The sequence below is a fragment of the Nitrospira sp. Nam74 genome, assembly GCF_965152615.1.
The window spans coordinates 3,947,295-3,965,266 of the sequence record NZ_OZ224220.1 but is presented as its reverse complement, the minus strand read 5'-3'; the positions used below and the strand labels follow the sequence as shown (position 1 = coordinate 3,965,266).

Sequence of the window (17,972 nt, the reverse complement as noted above, 5' to 3'; positions counted from 1 at the left end):
CGCGAACGTCTTTCGACTCATGAACCACAGACAGGCGCCGCGTGGGAAATCTCACGCGGCGCCTGTCTGTTTTGAAGCCGTGATTCGTGGGGGGCACGTCTCCCATTGACTTGGCCTGCCCTTCTTCCTAGACTCCGTTCATGGCAAACCACACCGCAGAGCAATTGGTCGACGAATTGGCGAAACGCTTCGGCATCGATCCGGAGTATTACGATATCTTCGGCCATAAGCACCTCGTTCCCCTCGAAACGAAATCCGCGATTCTCGCCTCTATGGGGATCCGCACAGAGACCGTCACGGATATGGCGCAAGAATTAGCGGCAGTCCATGAAGCGACATGGCGGCAGCCGTGCGAGCCCGTTCTCGTCCAACAGGTAGGACGAGACGGTACATGGTCTTTCCGGATGCCTGCCCAGGAGAATGAGGGGGACGCCATTCGCATTGAGTGGTCGATCAAAGATGAGGCCGGGCGCCAGCTGCTTGCGGAGAACGCTGGTCCTGGATTGCAACCTACGGACAGGGCGCTTCTTGATGATCGGCACTACTGGAAGTTTCATCTGCCTCTGCCGCGGGGGTTGGCGCCCGGCTATTACGATCTTACGGCGACAGGCACGTCATCTTCGCATCACGTTCACGGCTCGCTGCGCCTTATCATTGTGCCGACGCATTGTTATCAACCTGCTGAGATGGAAACAGGTCGTCGTCTCTGGGGCGTGTCGTTGCAACTCTACGCGTTACGCTCGACGCAGAACTGGGGAGTAGGAGACTTTACCGATCTGTTCCAGTGGGCCGAGTGGGCCGCGACGGAGTTGAAAGCCGGCATCATCGGCTTAAACCCGCTGCACGCCCTCAAAAACTCCAGACCCTATCACATCAGCCCATACTCGCCGGATAGTCGCTTCTATCTCAATGCCGTGTATGTGGATGTTGAAAAAGCTCCTGAGTTTCAACAATCGTCGGAGGCTCAAGAGATTGCGAGAGAGGGCGGGGTTCTCTCGTCTTTGGAAGCGTTAAAAAAAAGTGACACGGTTGATTATGAGCGGGTCGCCGCTCTGAAACGGCGGGTCCTGAACGCCCTCTTTGAAACGTTTGAAGAACAGCATTTTCGGAGAGAGGGCGATCGACGTGTCGCCTGCACGACACGTGGTGAGGACTTCGAGCAGTATCTTCAACGAGAAGGTCATGCGTTGCAAGCATTTGCACTGTTCCAAGTGCTTTACGAGCAATTTTCAAAGAAGTCTCCGCCGCAACTCGTCTGGCAGGATTGGCCTGAAGCCTATCGGCATCCCAATTCAACGGCGAGTCAAGCATTTCTCCTGGCGCACGTACGAGAGGTTCGGTTCCATCAGTATGTGCAATGGTTGGCGCACGAACAATTGCGACGCGTGCATGAACGGACCCGGGAGCTTGCCATGCCGATCGGCCTCTATCACGATTTGGCCTTGGGAAGCGATCGAGGCGGAAGCGATGCCTGGATATTTCAGTCCCTCCTGGCATTGAGTGCCGATTGCGGCTGTCCGCCGGACGCCTTCGCACCGGAAGGGCAGAATTGGGGACTGCCGCCGGTGAATCCACATGCGCTCCGCCGGAACGGCTACCGAATGTTCATCGATCTGTTACGGAAGAATCTACAATACGGAGGCGCGATTCGACTCGATCATGTTATGGCGCTCTTCCGACTGTTTTGGATTCCCCGTGGACTGCCGCCGTCGGCCGGCGCGTATGTGCAATATCCGTGGGATGACCTGCTCGGAATTTTGGCGTTGGAGAGCGTGCGGCATCGTGCGGTGATCGTCGGCGAAGATTTAGGAACGGTCCCCGATTTTGTCCGTGAGAAGCTGGGTGCCGCAGGCGTGTTGTCTTATCGAGTGTTTTATTTTGAACGAGCCGACGACGGCGAATGGAAACGGCCGGCGATGTATCCACGGCAAGCCTTAGCCGTCGTGACGACTCATGATCTGCCCACACTCGCCGGGTTTTGGGACGGTGAAGATCTCAGGGTTCGTGAACGCCTGGGGTTCTACCCTGACGAATCCGCGTATGGTCGTGCACTAGACGAGCGGCAACGGGACAAAGCAGGGATCGCGCGGGCGTTACAGCGGGAAGGAGTCTGGCCGTCCGATGTAGAGGAAGCTGTCGCCCTGCAGCAACCTTTATCAGCCGACTTAACGGGCGCCATCCATGCCTATGTGGCTCGGTCGCCATCATCCTTCATGCTTGTGACACTGGAGGATCTCGTTGGAGAGGTGACCCAGGTCAACCTACCGGGGACGCTAGATAGCTACCCCAACTGGTCTCATAAGACCCCGTTCACTCTGGACGAAGTCAAAGCAAACTCCCATGCGAGCCGGCTTGCAAGAGCACTGAAAACAACCCGGCCATAGATCTCTTGTTGCCTTGTGACGCCTAGGCATTTACTTTATATTTATGTGATGCCGTAGCGGAGGGATCGCATGCCGAGCCGGAGCTCGAGTCATGTCAATTGGTTCGTCCTCAGTATCGCGGCTGTGCTGTTTGTTGTCATCGTCGTCTTTGAAAGCGCAGCGCCTGCCAATGTCGTCGCGGCCTATGGATTCGTGCTCCCCATCCTCCTCGTCGCGATAGTCAGGCGCCGCTGGTTAATGGTCATGACTGTGGCGCTTTGTATCGCCGCCACCTATTCAGGCTTGCTGAGGCCGCACAAACCTGGACGATTTGTGGCCGCGGTCATTAATCGAACCGTGGTGGCCGGCGTCTTGGTCGGTGTGGCCTATCTTGCCATGACGCGCGAGGAGCGAAAAGCCCGCGAGGAAGAAGCACGAGCAGAATTGCTGCGCGCCAATGCCACATTAGTCGAAGTCAAAGATGCACTCAATCGGTCGGAGCGTTTGGCCGCACTCGGATTACTGGCCTCCTCTGTGGCGCACGAAGTGGGTACGCCACTTCACTCCATCGCGTGGCAGGTTCAATCGTTGGCCGAGGACCCGCATGTCACCCCTGACATGCGTAAAACGATCGACGTCATCGATGCTGAGCTCAATCGCGTCGTCCGCATTATCAAAGACAAGCTGTCACTGACGCGCCAACCGAAGCGACCCTACGCCCCCTTGCAGTTAGACGAGTTGGCCCAATCTGTCGTGACGCTGATGAAACCCTCCTTCATCGGCAAAGGCGTCCTACTCAAGGCGGACCTCGGGACGGAGGCATCACCGGTGTTGGGTGATGTTGAGCAACTTCAACAAGTGCTCGTGAATCTGCTGACCAATGCGTTGGCGGCTACGAAAGCCGGCGATGAAGTCGTGATCGTCATGGGGCGACGAGCTGCAACCCTGACTGAATTGGAGGAACGCCGCCGCGCCGGTCATGCGTTGGTTGAGACCATGGTGACACTAACGGTTCGCGACACAGGCTGCGGTATGTCGGAGGAAACCATGGCTAAAGCGTTGGAGCCGTTCTTTACAACCAAGGCGGTGGGGGACGGCACCGGCCTTGGACTCTTTCTCAGCCGGGAGATCGTGGTGTCTCATGGAGGATCGCTGACCATTGACAGCGTGGTCGGCAAGGGCACGATGGTTGTTATGGCGCTTCCCAATCATGTCACCCTTGTCGCCGATGAGATCGCACGCTCATGAGTCGGCCTGAAGGCAAGATTCTTGTGGTTGATGATGATGCGGTCGCCCGCGGCTTGCTTGCCGAGGCTTTGCGGAAAGAAGGGTATGAGGTCGACGAGGCCGCCGGTGGAACGGAGGCGGTGGAACGAGGACGACGCGCACGCTTCGATGTCGTGCTCACCGATATACGCATGGGCGAAATCGATGGGTTGGCGGTCTTGCAGGACTTCAAACACCACAGCCCCGATACGGCGATCGTGTTACTGACTGCCTTCGGATCCATGGAAGGCGCTATTGAAGGGATTCGGCAAGGCGCGTACGACTACTTGGCAAAGCCTTTTAAAAAAGAGGAAATCAAGCTCGTTGTCCAACGCAGTCTCGAGCATAGCCGTCTCGTGCGCGAGAACGCCCGCTTCAGAGAGGAGTTGCGAGACCGTGAGGATCTGTCCCGCTTAGTCGGAAGCAGCCCCCTTATGCTGGAGGTGTATAAATTGGTGGCGCGCGTATCGTCGGGAAAAAGCACGGTCTTGGTCGAGGGTGAAAGCGGAACCGGGAAAGAACTCATTGCTCGGGCGATCCATGCCAATAGTCCCCGGCGTGAACGTTCGTTTGTGCCGGTCAATTGCGCGGCACTTCCGGATGCACTGCTGGAGTCCGAATTATTCGGTCATGAAAAGGGAGCATTTACGGGAGCCGTTGGTGCCAAGAAGGGACTGTTCGAAGCGGCGCATGAGGGAACGATTTTTCTAGACGAAATCGGAGACATCGGAGCGGCGCTCCAAGTGAAGCTTCTTCGGGTCATTCAGGAGCAGGAAGTGCGCCGAGTCGGGGGGACGGCCTCTATGAGGGTCGATGTCCGCATCATCGCCGCGTCCAATCGCAACCTGTCTCAACTGGTCAAACAAGGGAAGTTTCGCGAAGATCTCTTCTATCGATTGAATGTGGTCCGCATTATGATGCCGCCGTTGCGCGAGCGCCGTGAGGATATTCCCATGCTGGCTCACCACTTTCTACAAAAAGTGTCATCTGGAAGTGGGTCCATCATCCGAGGCTTTGTTCCGGACGCCATGGCCGTCTTGCAGCGCTATCACTGGCCGGGGAATGTGAGAGAACTGGAAAACGTCATTGAGCGAGCGGTCTCATTGACTCATGGTCCGCTTATTCTTCCGGATGATTTACCTGATCCTGTTCGACAGGCATCAGCAAGTGGGCTAGAGCCGGCCGCGTTGCCGGGCCTTCATGGCGATCTCGTCACGCTGGACGAGCTAGAGAAGCGATATCTGCTGAGAGTGTTAAGGGAATCAGGTCACAACAAAGTCCGCGCAGCAAAAATTCTCGCCATCGATCGCCGAACGCTTTACCGCATGGCCGAACGATTTGGCCTCGACTTGGGTGACGACAACCATGAATCGATGTGATACGAATACGAGTTAAAAGTACTTATATTCGAATGAACGATAAAATTCAGGTTGTGTACAAATACGGTCTTGCTTCTTCCCTCTTTCAAGCTTCTCCAATATAGCCTTTTCCTTTCAGACGCTTAGAGGGAGCTACAGTTTTGAACGAATAGGTCATGCTTGTGGCTCCATCGACACAGCGAGTGTCGGGCGAACGGACTATAACGCCACCTATCCTGCACCAGCACGAAGTATACAGTATAGGGTTGTCTCCCTTCCTTTAGAATGAGCCTGCTTCCCATGGAGTTTCGCTGAGTTGTCTTCCTTCCATCTACGACCACCTCGGAGGATCGCTTCTTGCTCCATCTGCGGAGCGCGCCAAAAGGTATGACGCCTGGCCGTGCCGGCCGGTACCACAGGAGGAACAATGCGATACACCGAAAGAATAAACCACCTCAATGCTTCGCTTGATCTACGTCGTTGCCCTCGTGTGGAAGCGAGAGGCTCTGTCACGTTCGAAGGGGAGGGACATGTCGGCAACGGGAAAATCTTTAATGTATCGTCGTGGGGCTGTGGCGTGGAAAGTATTACGGATGTCATTCCCGGTGCCTATGTCGGGGTGAGTCTGTCGCTCCCGGATCAATTGAATCCCGTCGATATTGAATTGGCGGCAGTGCGATGGTCGGCGCAGCGACGGTTTGGAGTGGAATTTCTGAGTATTTCGCAGCCGAGTAGAAAGCGTTTGGAACAGTTTCTCGCGAACGACAGAGTCGATTGTCACCACTACAGCGGGATTAAACGAGGGCAGGGCCTGCTAAGGATCTTCGAAATGTATGCCTGCGCGCTGGAATAACTTATAGAAGCCCGAGCGCTTTTTTGACCGAGCGTAGATGCAAGGTTGCACTGCGGTGTGGAGGAGGAGTTGTTTCTTCCCAGGTTGACCATAGGTGGTCCTTGGCCTCGTAAATGACGGAGATCGTCACCCGGGTCGTCTCTTGTGAGTCTGGCGATACCGTAGCTTCCACCTTGCTGCGCCCGACTCCAAAGCGAGTCTTCAACAACCAGTCCCACAATCCCTGGGTCTCCCGGCGGTAACCCGTCATCACCACCCGATCGTCATCCGTACCATCCCGAACCGGATAGCCGTCTGCCGACAAGACATAGATGAGCGTTGTTTTAACTTGGTCGAGAGGAGCGGCAAGCACGGTATCTGTCGAATCAAGCAACCGGGTGGAGTAATCGCTTGCACAGCCCACGAACAAGAGAGCGGCGAAGAAGAATAGGATTGCTCGTATCACGTTCCTTGGCATACAACACTGCCGGTCGTTCAGTGCACCTACTTTTTCAGACGGTATACCAAGTGCGTATCTGTCTGAGCGACACCCTCAATCGAATGAATTCTCGTCAAAACCAACGTTGACAGTGCGTCTTGGTCGGACACTTCGACAATGGTAAAGATGTCGGGCTTCCCCCAACATGTATCGATCGTCTTGATCTCCTTGATTTCGGTCAACGAGTTAATGACGTTTAACGTTTGGCCAGGCAGGACATTGATGAGCACATAGGCGCGGTCAGACATTCGTTTCCCCCTGCAATTCCGTCCCTACAGGCCGCGAAATGCGGCGAACACCCTAGCGGAATGGTCTATGTAAGTCAACATCCGGTAAGGCGGCTTAGCGCGAACTGCCGATTGGTGGCAGCTCGGTTGCGGCCGCCTGAGGGCCTTTCTGATACACCGCGAGCGCCTCCGGCATGTGTTCTTCCAGTTGCTTGATTCGCGTGCCGTGGCTGGGATGAGTAGAAAGAAACTCTGTAGGTTGGCTCCCTCCAGCGGCTTCCATACGTTCCCACACGTGTACGGCTTCTCGAGGGTCATAGCCGGCTTGAGCAGCCAGAAGCAACCCCACATAATCCGCTTCAGACTCATGTTTTCGGCTAAATGGAAGAATGAATCCATAATTGGCCAGCGCACCGCCCGCTAATTGGGCGATCTGAGGATTGACTCCCTGACTCGCTGCTCCGAGTGACGCCCCGACCACAGCCGCTTGCGCCAACAGGCCCTGGCTCATGCGTTCGGCCCCATGGCGAGCCAGCGCATGGACGACCTCATGACCCATAATGGCCGCCAGTCCGGCCTCGTTTTTCGCGATCGGGAAAATACCGGTATAGACGGCAATCTTTCCTCCCGGTAATGCAAACGCGTTTTTGGTTTTGTCGTCTTTGATCACGCTGACTTCCCATGCAAACTCCTTCGCGGTGTCCGCATAGCGGGAGGCTTTCGCTGCCCGAATAATATTGTCCGCGACACGGTTGACGGCATTTACTTCTCGTGGATCTCGAGAAATCTGAACCTTGGGGTCATGCAATACTTGTTCATAGGCTTGAGTCCCGAGATTCATCTCATATCCTTTGGGGACCGCCAACAGCTGAGTGCGATGGGTATACGGATTCGTTTCACAACCCGTGTACTGAGTTGCCAACAGGATGATCATCAAGCATCGGCAGACGGTGGCCCCGCGCATTGGTATAGACATCTTTGTCACGCTTCGGACTGTATCATATTGCATGGAGCGGAGGCCAGAATATGGTAAGGACCGGTGGCACATGGACTGTGGCTTGCGGGAGAGGGGCATTCATGATAGACCACAGAGGTATGGCTCTGTTGAAGACACCCGCTATTACGCTGAAGAGCCGAAAGTGGGGAGAGGCGGATCGGATTGTCACGTTTTATACCCTCCGCTTAGGGAAAGTGCGTGGTGTTGCGCGTGGCGCACGGCGTGTGAAAAGCCGGTTCGGAAGTGCCCTGGAACCGTTCGTCTCATCTGATCTCAATCTCTTCGAAAAGCCCCACGATTCGCTGTATCGTGTGACCCAGGCCGATATACACGAACCCTTTACGGAGCTCAGAGAAGATCTCACGCTGATGTCGGCAGGTGCGCGTCTGGTCAATCTCGTGACCGCGATTACGGCCGAGGGCGATCCCTGCCCATTGATTTTCGAGACGCTGCTCAATGGATTGCGGGCGTTGCAAGGCGGCGGCGATACCATGCTGATGACATTGTTGCTTCAGGTCCGACTATTGGGACAAACCGGATTTCGACCCCAGACCGAACACTGCGCGGGATGCGGGGTCGTCTTTCAAAAAATCCGGACTGATTCACCTCTGTGGTTTTCCCCACAGTCGGGTGGGCTGGTCTGTCATGCCTGTGGCCATCGCTACTCTGGGCGGTGCCTGCCCATGTCGCCGGGGAGCCGTGCGATGCTTCAGCACGCATTGCAATGGTCACCATCCGTCCTGACTCGTCTGAAAGCGACCGGTCAAGTTCGAATGGAATTAGAGTCTGCGATGGAAGCATATATCACGGTGGTAGCAGGCAAGCGCCTCCCGCCGATGGATTTCTTGGTCGCCGAGCGCCATGAACCGGCCTATGGGCTTCGATGAGGGAGGGACGGTTGTGCCGCTAGGAGGCGTGCGATATAGTGTCGAGAGCTTGAATGGACAGTCATTTTGTGGAGTTACTGTGAGCCAAGCCCCGCTTGAACCCAAAGACATGGAGTGGCTGGAGAAGGGCGTGCTCGGCATTGAATGGAATGACGGGCATAAGGGTGTTTACCCGGTGCGATATCTTCGCCAACATTGCCCCTGTGCCGCCTGCACTGATGAGTGGACGGGGGAGCTGCGCATTAAACCCGACGAGGTGCCGCTCCTTATCATGCTCATGGATATCGAACCGGTCGGTCGCTATGCCTTTAAGATCACGTGGAGTGACGGGCACGATACCGGGCTGTACGCCTATACCTGGCTCAGGCGGATGTGCCAGTGCGACGTCTGTCAGCCGGTAAAACCGGTGGAGCCCAGGAGCAAGCGGTTACTTTAGTGAGGATCTTGAAAAAGGCCCCCAGCTTTGTTCTCGCATCCCACAAAGCCTCAATGCACCTCAAAGGGTACGCCTCGGCTTTTCGCTCGCTGCGGCCCCGCTGGAAGGCCTTTTTGAACATCCTAATAAGCCGTCGGTTTCCCGTCGACTTCAAAACACAATGGTCTTTGTCTCTATTCGGGCTCGCGGCCGTTCTTCTCCTTTTCTTTGAAGGATGTGGAGTGCCGTTGGAGGAACAGAAAGCCCATATTCGTAAGAACACTCTTCCTTTTCAGGTCTTGACCATTCAAGCGTTCCTTGAAACCTGGGGCAAGCCGACATACGTGCATCAGGAGAATACGCAGTTCTATCCTGTGAAAACGGGGAATTACGTGCCTCGTTTTCGCGCCCCTTTGGGTGAAGTTCCTGCCGGCTGGGATGCGTCCGTTGTCTCTGAACCGGCGGTTTTCTTGGGCTATGTCGATCGAGGACAACTACTTGGCTTTATCAACGACCATCTCGTCTATCGAGAGCAATTGAGCGCCGCCCAAATTCATGAGATCGGTAAGAATTGGCAACACGAAGCGATCTTTAAGACGCGTCTTGAGACCGACTTGTCGGTGCCTCCCAAGCCGTAATGCCGCACACTGGTTCATCTCTTCACCAACGCCAACCGCTGAATATCCTCGTCGTGGCTTCTGAGGCAGTTCCGTTTGCGAAAACGGGAGGACTCGCTGATGTGGCGGGCGCTCTTCCTCGTGAATTGGCCTGCCTGGGCCATCGTGTGTCGCTCGTTGTTCCAGGCTATAGCATGATCGAGGCCTCCACGCACGGACTGTCATCGTGGGATCGGCTGATCGTTCCAACCGCGGGTGGGCCGACAGAGGCGGTTGTGGAGCACGGCCTGCTGACGGATTCTACCCTGCCGCTTACTCAACAGGCCCAGGTTTTCGTCATCCGCCATGACGCGTATTTTGCTCGAAAGGGACTCTACCAGGAGTCCGGAGCGGATTATCCAGATAACCTGGAACGCTTTACATTCTTTTGCCGAGCGGTGATGCAACTGCTCTTGCAGTTTCAGGATAAAGCCCAGTGGGTACCTGATGTGATACATGCCCATGATTGGCAAACGGCCCTCTGCCTTGCGTATCTAAAAATCCTGTATCTGGATTATACGCAGCGCCATAGGATCGGAACTCTGTTCACGATTCATAATCTCGGCTATCAAGGCCTCTTTCCGGCTTCAGATTATCCAAAGACCGGGTTGCCGCCGAGTTTGTTCACACCAAGCGGTCTGGAGTTTTATGGGTCATGTAATGTGATGAAAAGTGGTTTGATCTATGCGGATTGTCTCTCAACCGTGAGTCAGACCTATAGCCGTGAAATCCAGACTCCGGAATTCGGGTTCGGCCTGGATGGCCTCATTCGCGAACGACGGGATCGACTCGTCGGAGTCGTCAATGGCATCGATACCGATGTCTGGAATCCCGCCACCGACGCACATCTGCCTGTTCGGTATTCTGCTATGGATCTTAGTGGAAAACGGGAATGCAAGCGTGCGCTCCAGCGTGAGATGAAGTTGCCGGTGAAAGATGTGCCGCTGTTGGCGGTGGTGTCCCGATTGAGCTCGCAAAAGGGGTTGGACCTCGTGATGCAGATTGTTCCTGAAGTCATGAGCCTGGATCTTCAGTTCGTATTGCTCGGCACAGGGGACGCGTCGGCCGAAGCACAATGGCGGTCCTTGCATGCCGCCTATCCAAGGCAGCTCGGCCTGCGAATCGGGTTTAATGAGGGGCTGGCCCATCGGATAGAGGGCGGCGCCGACCTGTTCTTAATGCCGTCACGATACGAGCCCTGCGGATTGAACCAGTTGTACAGCCTCCGGTACGGGACCATTCCCATTGTCAGACGGACGGGGGGGCTTGCCGATACCGTGGTTTCATATACGCCGATGGCCATGAAACAAGGGCGGTCCACCGGGTTTATGTTTGAAGAAGCATCTGCTGACGCCCTGCTGAATACCGTCTTGCTGGCACTACGGGTCTACAGAGACCGGTCAGAGTGGCGAGGACTGATGCAGGCCGGCATGAAGACCGATGTATCATGGGCGCGCTCTGCGCAAGCCTATGAAGACATCTATCGACGGACGCTGAGCGATGTCCGTGGTAGCCTCTAAACGGTATGAGTGGCGGGCAAGGAGGATCGATTATTTTCTTGGGGTGCTCGATGCGAGAATGGCAGTAAAGGATGAAGATAAAGCAGCCGTCTCGGAGGTATTCGCTTCCATGAGTTGAGCCAGGCCCTCTCGAGCTTGCTTAATATAGTAAGGATACATCCCTTCGGGGTAACCCAGCACCACCTGGAACATCTCGTCCGCGAGCTCATATCGCCCCGCCGATAGGGCGGCTTGTCCGGTATGGAGGCTGCAAGCCGCCGCCATGGCCTTCGGATCGACTGCGAGTCGGTTGGCAGGTTCTGAGATCCAGCGCTTCATAACCTGTGGGAGCGCCACATCATGGCCCATGCCGGTGACTGCTTGGTGGACGACTGAATCGAGATGGTATGCATCCGAGCGCATCACGTCTATATCAGAGGCAGCCTCACAATGGCGGTACATATTCCACATGCCCATAAAGGACGTATTGTCGAGCGTGGCGGATTTTGCGATGGGAGCCGTCGTTTGGCACCCCGACAATATCAACACTACGCTGAGTAACCACCCTGCCTTCATCGATTGGCTCCTAAGTCTGTAGCTTCTATAGGTGAGGATTCAGCAAGACGGATGCCGAGCATGGTTCAACCTAAGTGGCTGATATCACGGCTTTTGGTTTTGATTGATGTGCGAATGTCGTTGCAAAACCACACGTCTGTTGTGTTTTGTATACAGTCCGTCGATGCCATGGCAGTCGTGAGTTCAGCCTATATTTAGCCTATGATGACGGCCCCTCCACGAATATCTTGGACACTGCCAAACATGGCGGGGCATTGCGGGAAGCGCCAACAATGCGGCGTGATGTCGAGGACTTGTCCTTTATGACTGTAGAGGCGGCCATTGGCGATCTGCACCGTCGCTTCTTTCAGGAGACTGATTTCGAACACCGTTTCCGCCGTCTCCTTGTCAACAATCTTGACCCACGTTGGATAGGTGAAGAGCGACAAGGCGAGACTCGTCTCAAGTTCGAAGCGGCTTTTGAAATTAAACGCCCATACATTGCGTCGCAAGTGCGCCACCTGTGTGCCTTTCGCATCGTAGAGATCCGCGGTGATAAAGAGTTGCGGGGAATCGCCACGGACCTCGATGACGACTTGTTCCTTGCCCTCCAGTTTCAGAACGCCATTCGCATTGCGATAAATATTCGAGCCAATGTTTAGTTCCATCGGAATCTCCGGCCTGATTAACCTATGGCTCCTCGAATCTCCGCGCAATTCATCTCGATCGCACCGAGTCGTCTTCGTATTGGGAGAAGAGGCGTTTGGCGTCGGGGTGGAGCGGTGGATGCGGGCCCTTCGGAATTCTGGCGGTTCTAAACAGCGGGGCCAACTTTCCGTTTGGATGTAGGTACCCGGCACGCAAGGGCACCGAACGGCGTTGGTGTTGAATAAGCTGGCAAGGCGTCGGCCGAATGCTGGTCAGCCAATCGGCAATGTCCTGCGGGTTGCCGATAGATGCGGAAAGGAGTAGCAAGCGGGCTTGGGCTGGGCTGAAGATAATCGTCTCCTCCCACACCACCCCGCGTTCCGGATCGGCGATGTATTGCGACTCATCCAAGATCACAAGGCCGAGCGTATCCAGACGCAGATCGATTTCGCCTCCCGCCGCATCGTAAAGCAAATTGCGGAGAATCTCGGTCGTCATGATCAAGAGCGGGGCTTGAGAATTGTCTCGTCGATCTCCCGTTAAGATCCCGACGCGATCGCGCCCGAAGATCTTTGTAAATTCGGTAAACTTCGTGTTGGACAAAGCCTTAAGGGGAGAGGTATAGATGACCGTGCGGTCGGCGTCAATAGCCCGTCTCGTGGCTTCAACCGCCACATACGTCTTTCCGCTGCCGGTGGGCACGCTGACGACCACATCGGTCGTCTTGAGGCATTCCAAGGCTTCTTCCTGCCAAGGGTCAGGCACAAAGGGTTGTGGCGGTGGCACTCCGATGCCGGATAAAAACTCCGTCAGATCTGTCGGCGGATCTACTCGTCCACCATCTTGCGTCGCCATATGAGGGTGAGCGATGGAGTCGCGAAGGGCAGGGGAAGGCTTGCGGTGCGGCTCGGGCCGTCCCCCACGCGCCACGTCTTCCTGCACCAGGATGGACAGATCCGATTCCAGGCCTGCTCGATTTTCTGCGGAATGACGTAGCAGTGCTTCGATAAGTCGACGTTTCCCCAAACGGAAATGCCGATGAACCCGCCCGTGCGCCAGCCGATGCAACCGGCTTACAGGCTGCTGTGCCAGAACCTGTTCCAGTTCGTCAGTCGTCATTCTTTTGTCCGTCCCGTGTAAGAGTCTTCAAGTCGCAAGGTCTTCGGACATGAGGCCTTTAGACGTTGTGGCTCTGTGATACTGTTACGGCAGTTCCTCCAGCACGCCTCTACGTAACGCTTTAATGGCCTTCGCCGCAGTGTCGGACAGTCCCGGGTGAGTGGCATGCAGTTGGTGCACCTGGGAGAGATATTCTAGGGTGCGGGCCAGAAGGCGATAAATATCGCCCTCCGCCATCGTCGTCAATTTGCACAGAGCGATCCATGTGATCGTGGGATCGCCGATCCATCGCTCGACCAGCGCTGCGACGTCGGCTCGCAGCAAAGGCGGATCTTCATACGGTGCCAAGGATTGGGCCAATTGTCTGACTTGCCCCAGCAGAGACGCAAGGCCGGAGGTAATCCGTGGAAAGGCTCCCGGCCGATCGTCGTCGTGCGCAATGCTGGCGAGAGCTGCGGCCAGAATCTGAGGCTCCACCGCGCTAAATGCATCGGCACGAATCAGTTCAGTGATCAGGAGCGAATGATCGATACGGATGAGTCTGGCCCATTCTCCCGCCTCGGTTAATTGGCACGCGGCCGTGAGGTAGCCGAATTGTTGGAGCGCTTCTGCCTTGGCTTGAAACCGGTGCCAGAGTCCGGTTCGAAGCGCTTGAATCATTTTTGTGTGGCGATGCATGTCCTGCCGAATACGAAGCGCGACGGCATGGTCTTTACGGCATGCCGGCTTTGAGGGACAGGTGGGACATGGAAACTCCTCAGCCAGGGTTTCCGTCACCTCGCTCTCTTCCGGTTCAGGCTGAACCAACATCGGCAGAATCGGCAGGCGCGTCGGCAGTTCTGACACCTGAAGAGTAAGATTCTCCAAACTGGCGGGCGTACACCAGGGATATACCGGGGCTTCCGCCACATCGAGCACGCGATCGTAAATCAGTGTAATCATATTTGCCGGTGACTCGCTGATTGAGCCGCCCGGGCGGAGGACCGTCACCATGGGGTGTCGCTGCCCACGACTTCGGTAGACACGCAGCACGACCCCTCGTCCTTTTGGAAATCCCACCACACGGCCTGGTGAGAGAAAGTGAAGCTTGGCCGCGAGTTCCGGTGGTTCGCGTCGTTTCACCTGAATGCGATGTGCCTTCTGCCTACGCGCATGATCGAACGCTTGCCACTGGGTGATCCAATCGGTACAGACGCGTGGGCCGTACGGCGCTATTTGGTCGCGCAGCACGTCGAGTTTTCCCTCCAGCGCGTCCGAGCGCCGATTTAGCTGGAATTGCGCGAAGCTTTTGGCCAGGATCGACTGAATATGATCCAGCGGATGCGCCTTCAGGAGGTTCAGCACCATTGGATAGGAAATGACGAACTGACTATCAATCGCCTCCGGTTTGCCGGTTAGCCCTTTCGTCAGCACGTTTAAATCGATATAAGGGGACGGCGTGATGATCGCGAATCCAACCTGATCTTTCCCGCGACGGCCGGCGCGCCCGGCAAGTTGTTGGATTTCGCCGACCGTCAGTTCGGTAATGTCCCTCGTTTTTCTGACGCTCGATTGGGTAATCACGACCGTCCGCGCGGGAAAGTCCACCCCCGCTGCGAGCGTCGTCGTCGCGAACACGGCATCCAGACAGCCCCGCCGCATCAGTTCCTCAACGGCGATCTTCCATGACGGCAGATGACCGGCGTGATGCGCCGCCACGCCGACTTGAGTGACGGTGCGCAAGAGGGGGTGTTCCGCAATACTGGGATACTGCGCAATCACATGATCGAGTGCCTCGGCTATCGCTTGCTGCCTGGCCGGCGGCAACACGGCCTGGTTGCGTTGAAAGGCTTGGATGGCTTCATCGCAGGCACGACGCGAAGTCAAAAAGACGATGGCGGGGGTGAGATGCTTGTGACGAAGAGCGGTGATCAGGTCAACCGGGTGAATGGACGGAGGCATGCAACTTCATTCCCTTGGAAATGGCGACAAGACCCGAGTCCGTCACCGTGAATCGGCGTCGGTCTGCCTCGCGATCGTAGCCGATTTCGGTCTTCGGCGGGATGATGACATCTTTATCGATGATGGCGCGTCGAATCCGGGCACGTTCGCCGATGACGACATTTTCCATAACGACGGATTCGCGGACATCGGCATGATCGTGCACGATGACGTTAGGCGACAGCACGGAGTTTTGCACGCGGCCGCCTGAAATAATACAGCCGCCGCAGACGATGGAATCCAAGGCAACGCCCATCCGGCCGCCGTCAAAGTCCTGCGCAAAGACGAATTTAGCCGGAGGGAACTGTCCCTGATAGGTCCGGATCGGCCAATTTTGATCGTAAAGATTGAACAGCGGATCCACGGCGACGAGATCCATGTTGGCTTCCCAATACGCGTCCAGGGTGCCGATGTCGCGCCAATATTTGACGGCTTTTTTGTTCTTATCTTGGAATTTATACGCAAAGACGCGGTTTTCTTGAATCATGCGTGGGATGATATTTTTCCCGAAGTCATGCGGGCTGGACTTCGTCGCATCCTCGATGAGCCGTTCGCGAATGGCCTGGGTTCTAAAGAGGTAAATGCCCATCGAGACGAACGCGTGCTGCGGGTCGTTTGGCATTGGCCTAGGATGTGCCGGTTTTTCATCGAAGCTGAGAATCCGATAGTCCTCGTCCACGCTGATGACGCCGAAACTACTGGCTTCGGAGACCGGAAATTCAATCGCGCCTACGATCGCATCGGCATTCTTTTCCTGCAGATAATCCAACATCTCAGCATAGTTCATCTTATAGATATGATCCCCGGCAAGGACGAGGAGGTATTCCGGTTGTTCATTATCCAATAGGAAGAGATTTTGATAAACAGCATCGGCCGTGCCCTTGTACCAATCTTCACTGATGCGCTGTTGAGGCGGGATAGAGGCGATGTATTCCCCCAGTTCGGCGTTGAGAATGTTCCAGCCCGTTCGAATATGGCGATCCAGGGAATGAGATTTATATTGGATGAGGACGGCGATCTTCCGAATCCCCGAGTTCAGGCAGTTGCTCAGGGTAAAATCGATAATTCGATACTTCCCTCCAAACGGGGCGGCGGGTTTGGCTCGGTACTGCGTGAGGGGGTTGAGCCGCTCGCCTTTTCCACCCGCGAGAATCATCGTAAAAACGTTTTTCATTGCCGAATTCTAACAGGATGATCCATAAATAGAAAGATTGACACGTCGGCGATTGATAAGGATACTAGCGCTAGTGAAGTTGAAGGAGGAGCAGATGGCCAAAAGCGCAGTGGCGACGAAACCGGCTCGCGGAGTGAAGAATAGCTTGGTGCCGGCCGAACTTCAGGAAGTATTGTGGCGGCTGGATCGACTGGAGAGGCAAGTGCAAAAACTCTCTGAGTTGGTGCGCGATCATGCGGAGGATGCCGATCGAGTCGTCCGCATCGTCGCAGAGGATCGCGAACTTTTGCGCCGTCAGATGGTCCGTCAACATCAGCATCGCTTGCGAGTCCGCAAGCGAGCGCACACAGAATCCTGATTCACTTCAGCAGCCGTCCTCATTGGGCACGTACAGCGTCGAAGTACGAGATCTCACCAAATACCACGGCGCAACCCTGGCGGTCGACCGGTGCTCTTTTTTCATCAAGCCGGGCGAATTTTTTTCCCTGATCGGCCCGAGCGGGTCTGGTAAAACGACGACGTTGCGCTTGCTGGCGGGGTTTGAGCAACCCGATCATGGAGAGATTCTGATCGAAGGCCGTTCGATGCGGGGTATCGCCCCCAACCATCGTCCCGTCAACCTCGTCTTTCAAAACTACGCTTTGTTTCCGCATTTGACCGTGTTCAAGAATGTGGCCTTCGGGCTCGAAATGCGCCGCGTCGCCCCCTCTGAAGTAAGCGCCCGTGTGGGAGCCGCTCTTGAAATGGTCAAGTTGCAGGATAAGCCGGACCGCTTTCCTCGGCAGCTATCGGGTGGTGAGCAACAGCGAGTCGCCTTAGCTCGGGCGCTCGTGAACCGTCCCGCCGTCGTGCTCTTGGACGAACCGCTCGGTGCATTGGATCAGCAGTTGCGCCAGGACATGCGGCTCGAGCTCAAGGCCATCCAGGAACAGGTCGGCCTCACCTTCATCTGTGTCACGCATCACCAGGAAGAAGCCCTGACCATGTCGGATCGTGTGGCCGTCATGCACCACGGTCGGATTCTGCAGATCGGGTCTCCGAGAGATGTGTATGAATCACCGGGCTCACTCTTTGTGGCCAACTTTGTCGGCCATTCCAACCAGCTCATTGGGCGAGTCGAGACGGTTGAGGCTTCCGTGTGTCGGGTTCAGGTCCCTGGTTTGGCGCCCATCGTCGCCCGGTATCAGGCGTCTCTGACGGTCGGAACCCGGATCATGCTGGTTATCAGACCCGAGCGAGTACATCTGTCCCGGGAAGCCCTTGAACCCCGATGCGACAATGTCGTATCGGCCCGCATCGACAAGGCCGTCTACAATGGAAGCGATATGTACTACTGGCTCCGATTCGCCGATCACATAGTCTGGACTGCTCGAGTAGTAAACGCACGAGGCGACCAGAAAGAATTCGCCTCTGGGGAATCCGTCTATGTAGGATGGAACGCCATTGATGGAGTGGCACTCATCGAGTGAATGATCGATCGGCCCCCGGGTCCTCATA

Annotated in this window: 18 protein-coding genes; 10 read left to right on the top strand and 8 right to left on the bottom strand. The window is 55.8% G+C overall.

The window, feature by feature from the left end:
- The first annotated feature begins 140 nt into the window (after window positions 1-140).
- From malQ to ACWHYZ_RS18675, 4 genes are all read left to right on the top strand, one after another.
- Window positions 141-2,384 carry a 4-alpha-glucanotransferase gene (malQ, locus tag ACWHYZ_RS18690; protein WP_447984183.1) on the top strand — a complete coding sequence of 748 codons (2,244 nt, stop codon included), beginning with the start codon at window positions 141-143 and terminating at the stop codon, window positions 2,382-2,384.
- 69 nt (window positions 2,385-2,453) lie between these two features.
- The gene (locus tag ACWHYZ_RS18685) at window positions 2,454-3,611 is read left to right on the top strand and encodes a sensor histidine kinase (RefSeq protein ID WP_447984182.1); all 1,158 of its coding nucleotides are present in this window, start codon (window positions 2,454-2,456) and stop codon (window positions 3,609-3,611) included.
- A complete protein-coding gene (locus ACWHYZ_RS18680; RefSeq protein ID WP_447984181.1) occupies window positions 3,608-5,008 on the top strand; it encodes a sigma-54-dependent transcriptional regulator in 1,401 nt (466 codons plus the stop codon). Before ACWHYZ_RS18685 ends, ACWHYZ_RS18680 begins: the two co-directional genes overlap by 4 nt.
- Window positions 5,009-5,414: 406 nt before the next feature.
- The gene (locus ACWHYZ_RS18675) at window positions 5,415-5,840 is read left to right on the top strand and encodes a PilZ domain-containing protein (RefSeq protein WP_447984180.1); all 426 of its coding nucleotides are present in this window, start codon (window positions 5,415-5,417) and stop codon (window positions 5,838-5,840) included.
- A 1-nt stretch (window position 5,841) separates the two neighbouring features.
- Here the strand turns inward: ACWHYZ_RS18675 and ACWHYZ_RS18670 are convergent, their stop codons facing one another.
- The 3 genes from ACWHYZ_RS18670 to ACWHYZ_RS18660 form a co-directional block, all read right to left on the bottom strand.
- Window positions 5,842-6,297 carry a hypothetical protein gene (locus ACWHYZ_RS18670; RefSeq protein WP_447984179.1) on the bottom strand — a complete coding sequence of 152 codons (456 nt, stop codon included), beginning with the start codon at window positions 6,295-6,297 and terminating at the stop codon, window positions 5,842-5,844.
- Window positions 6,298-6,323: 26 nt separating this feature from the next.
- Complete coding sequence (locus ACWHYZ_RS18665) at window positions 6,324-6,566, bottom strand: Lrp/AsnC ligand binding domain-containing protein (RefSeq protein WP_447984178.1); 243 nt, start codon at window positions 6,564-6,566, stop codon at window positions 6,324-6,326.
- A 94-nt stretch (window positions 6,567-6,660) separates the two neighbouring features.
- The gene (locus ACWHYZ_RS18660) at window positions 6,661-7,521 is read right to left on the bottom strand and encodes a M48 family metallopeptidase (protein ID WP_447984177.1); all 861 of its coding nucleotides are present in this window, start codon (window positions 7,519-7,521) and stop codon (window positions 6,661-6,663) included.
- A gap of 101 nt (window positions 7,522-7,622) precedes the next feature.
- On the opposite strand from ACWHYZ_RS18660, the gene recO reads away from it, so the two are divergent.
- The 4 genes from recO (at window position 7,623) to glgA (ending at window position 11,020) form a co-directional block, all read left to right on the top strand.
- Window positions 7,623-8,429, top strand: a complete 807-nt coding sequence (gene recO, locus ACWHYZ_RS18655; protein WP_447984176.1) for a DNA repair protein RecO — start codon at window positions 7,623-7,625, stop codon at window positions 8,427-8,429.
- 79 nt (window positions 8,430-8,508) lie between these two features.
- Window positions 8,509-8,865 (top strand): gamma-butyrobetaine hydroxylase-like domain-containing protein, encoded by a 357-nt coding sequence (locus ACWHYZ_RS18650; protein WP_447984175.1) that lies wholly within the window; start codon window positions 8,509-8,511, stop codon window positions 8,863-8,865.
- Window positions 8,866-8,978: 113 nt separating this feature from the next.
- The gene (locus ACWHYZ_RS18645; RefSeq protein ID WP_447984174.1) at window positions 8,979-9,482 is read left to right on the top strand and encodes a hypothetical protein; all 504 of its coding nucleotides are present in this window, start codon (window positions 8,979-8,981) and stop codon (window positions 9,480-9,482) included.
- A complete protein-coding gene (gene glgA / locus ACWHYZ_RS18640; protein ID WP_447984173.1) occupies window positions 9,482-11,020 on the top strand; it encodes a glycogen synthase GlgA in 1,539 nt (512 codons plus the stop codon). Before ACWHYZ_RS18645 ends, glgA begins: the two co-directional genes overlap by 1 nt.
- A gap of 30 nt (window positions 11,021-11,050) precedes the next feature.
- On the opposite strand, the gene ACWHYZ_RS18635 is transcribed toward glgA, so the two are convergent.
- The 5 genes from ACWHYZ_RS18635 to glgC form a co-directional block, all read right to left on the bottom strand.
- Window positions 11,051-11,575, bottom strand: coding sequence for a hypothetical protein (locus ACWHYZ_RS18635; RefSeq protein ID WP_447984172.1), 525 nt, complete (start codon window positions 11,573-11,575; stop codon window positions 11,051-11,053).
- A gap of 194 nt (window positions 11,576-11,769) precedes the next feature.
- Window positions 11,770-12,222 (bottom strand): hypothetical protein, encoded by a 453-nt coding sequence (locus ACWHYZ_RS18630; protein WP_447984171.1) that lies wholly within the window; start codon window positions 12,220-12,222, stop codon window positions 11,770-11,772.
- Between the two features lie 49 nt (window positions 12,223-12,271).
- A complete protein-coding gene (locus ACWHYZ_RS18625; protein ID WP_447984170.1) occupies window positions 12,272-13,321 on the bottom strand; it encodes a DEAD/DEAH box helicase in 1,050 nt (349 codons plus the stop codon).
- 84 nt (window positions 13,322-13,405) lie between these two features.
- Window positions 13,406-15,262, bottom strand: a complete 1,857-nt coding sequence (locus tag ACWHYZ_RS18620; protein WP_447984169.1) for a helicase-related protein — start codon at window positions 15,260-15,262, stop codon at window positions 13,406-13,408.
- A complete protein-coding gene (gene glgC / locus ACWHYZ_RS18615) occupies window positions 15,237-16,475 on the bottom strand; it encodes a glucose-1-phosphate adenylyltransferase (RefSeq protein WP_447984168.1) in 1,239 nt (412 codons plus the stop codon). The genes ACWHYZ_RS18620 and glgC overlap by 26 nt, the downstream gene beginning before the upstream one ends.
- Window positions 16,476-16,569: 94 nt before the next feature.
- Here glgC and ACWHYZ_RS18610 point away from each other — a divergent pair, with 94 nt between their 5' ends.
- Complete coding sequence (locus tag ACWHYZ_RS18610) at window positions 16,570-16,833, top strand: hypothetical protein (protein ID WP_447984167.1); 264 nt, start codon at window positions 16,570-16,572, stop codon at window positions 16,831-16,833.
- 22 nt (window positions 16,834-16,855) lie between these two features.
- Window positions 16,856-17,944, top strand: a complete 1,089-nt coding sequence (locus tag ACWHYZ_RS18605) for an ABC transporter ATP-binding protein (RefSeq protein WP_447984166.1) — start codon at window positions 16,856-16,858, stop codon at window positions 17,942-17,944.
- Window positions 17,945-17,972 lie beyond the last annotated feature (28 nt).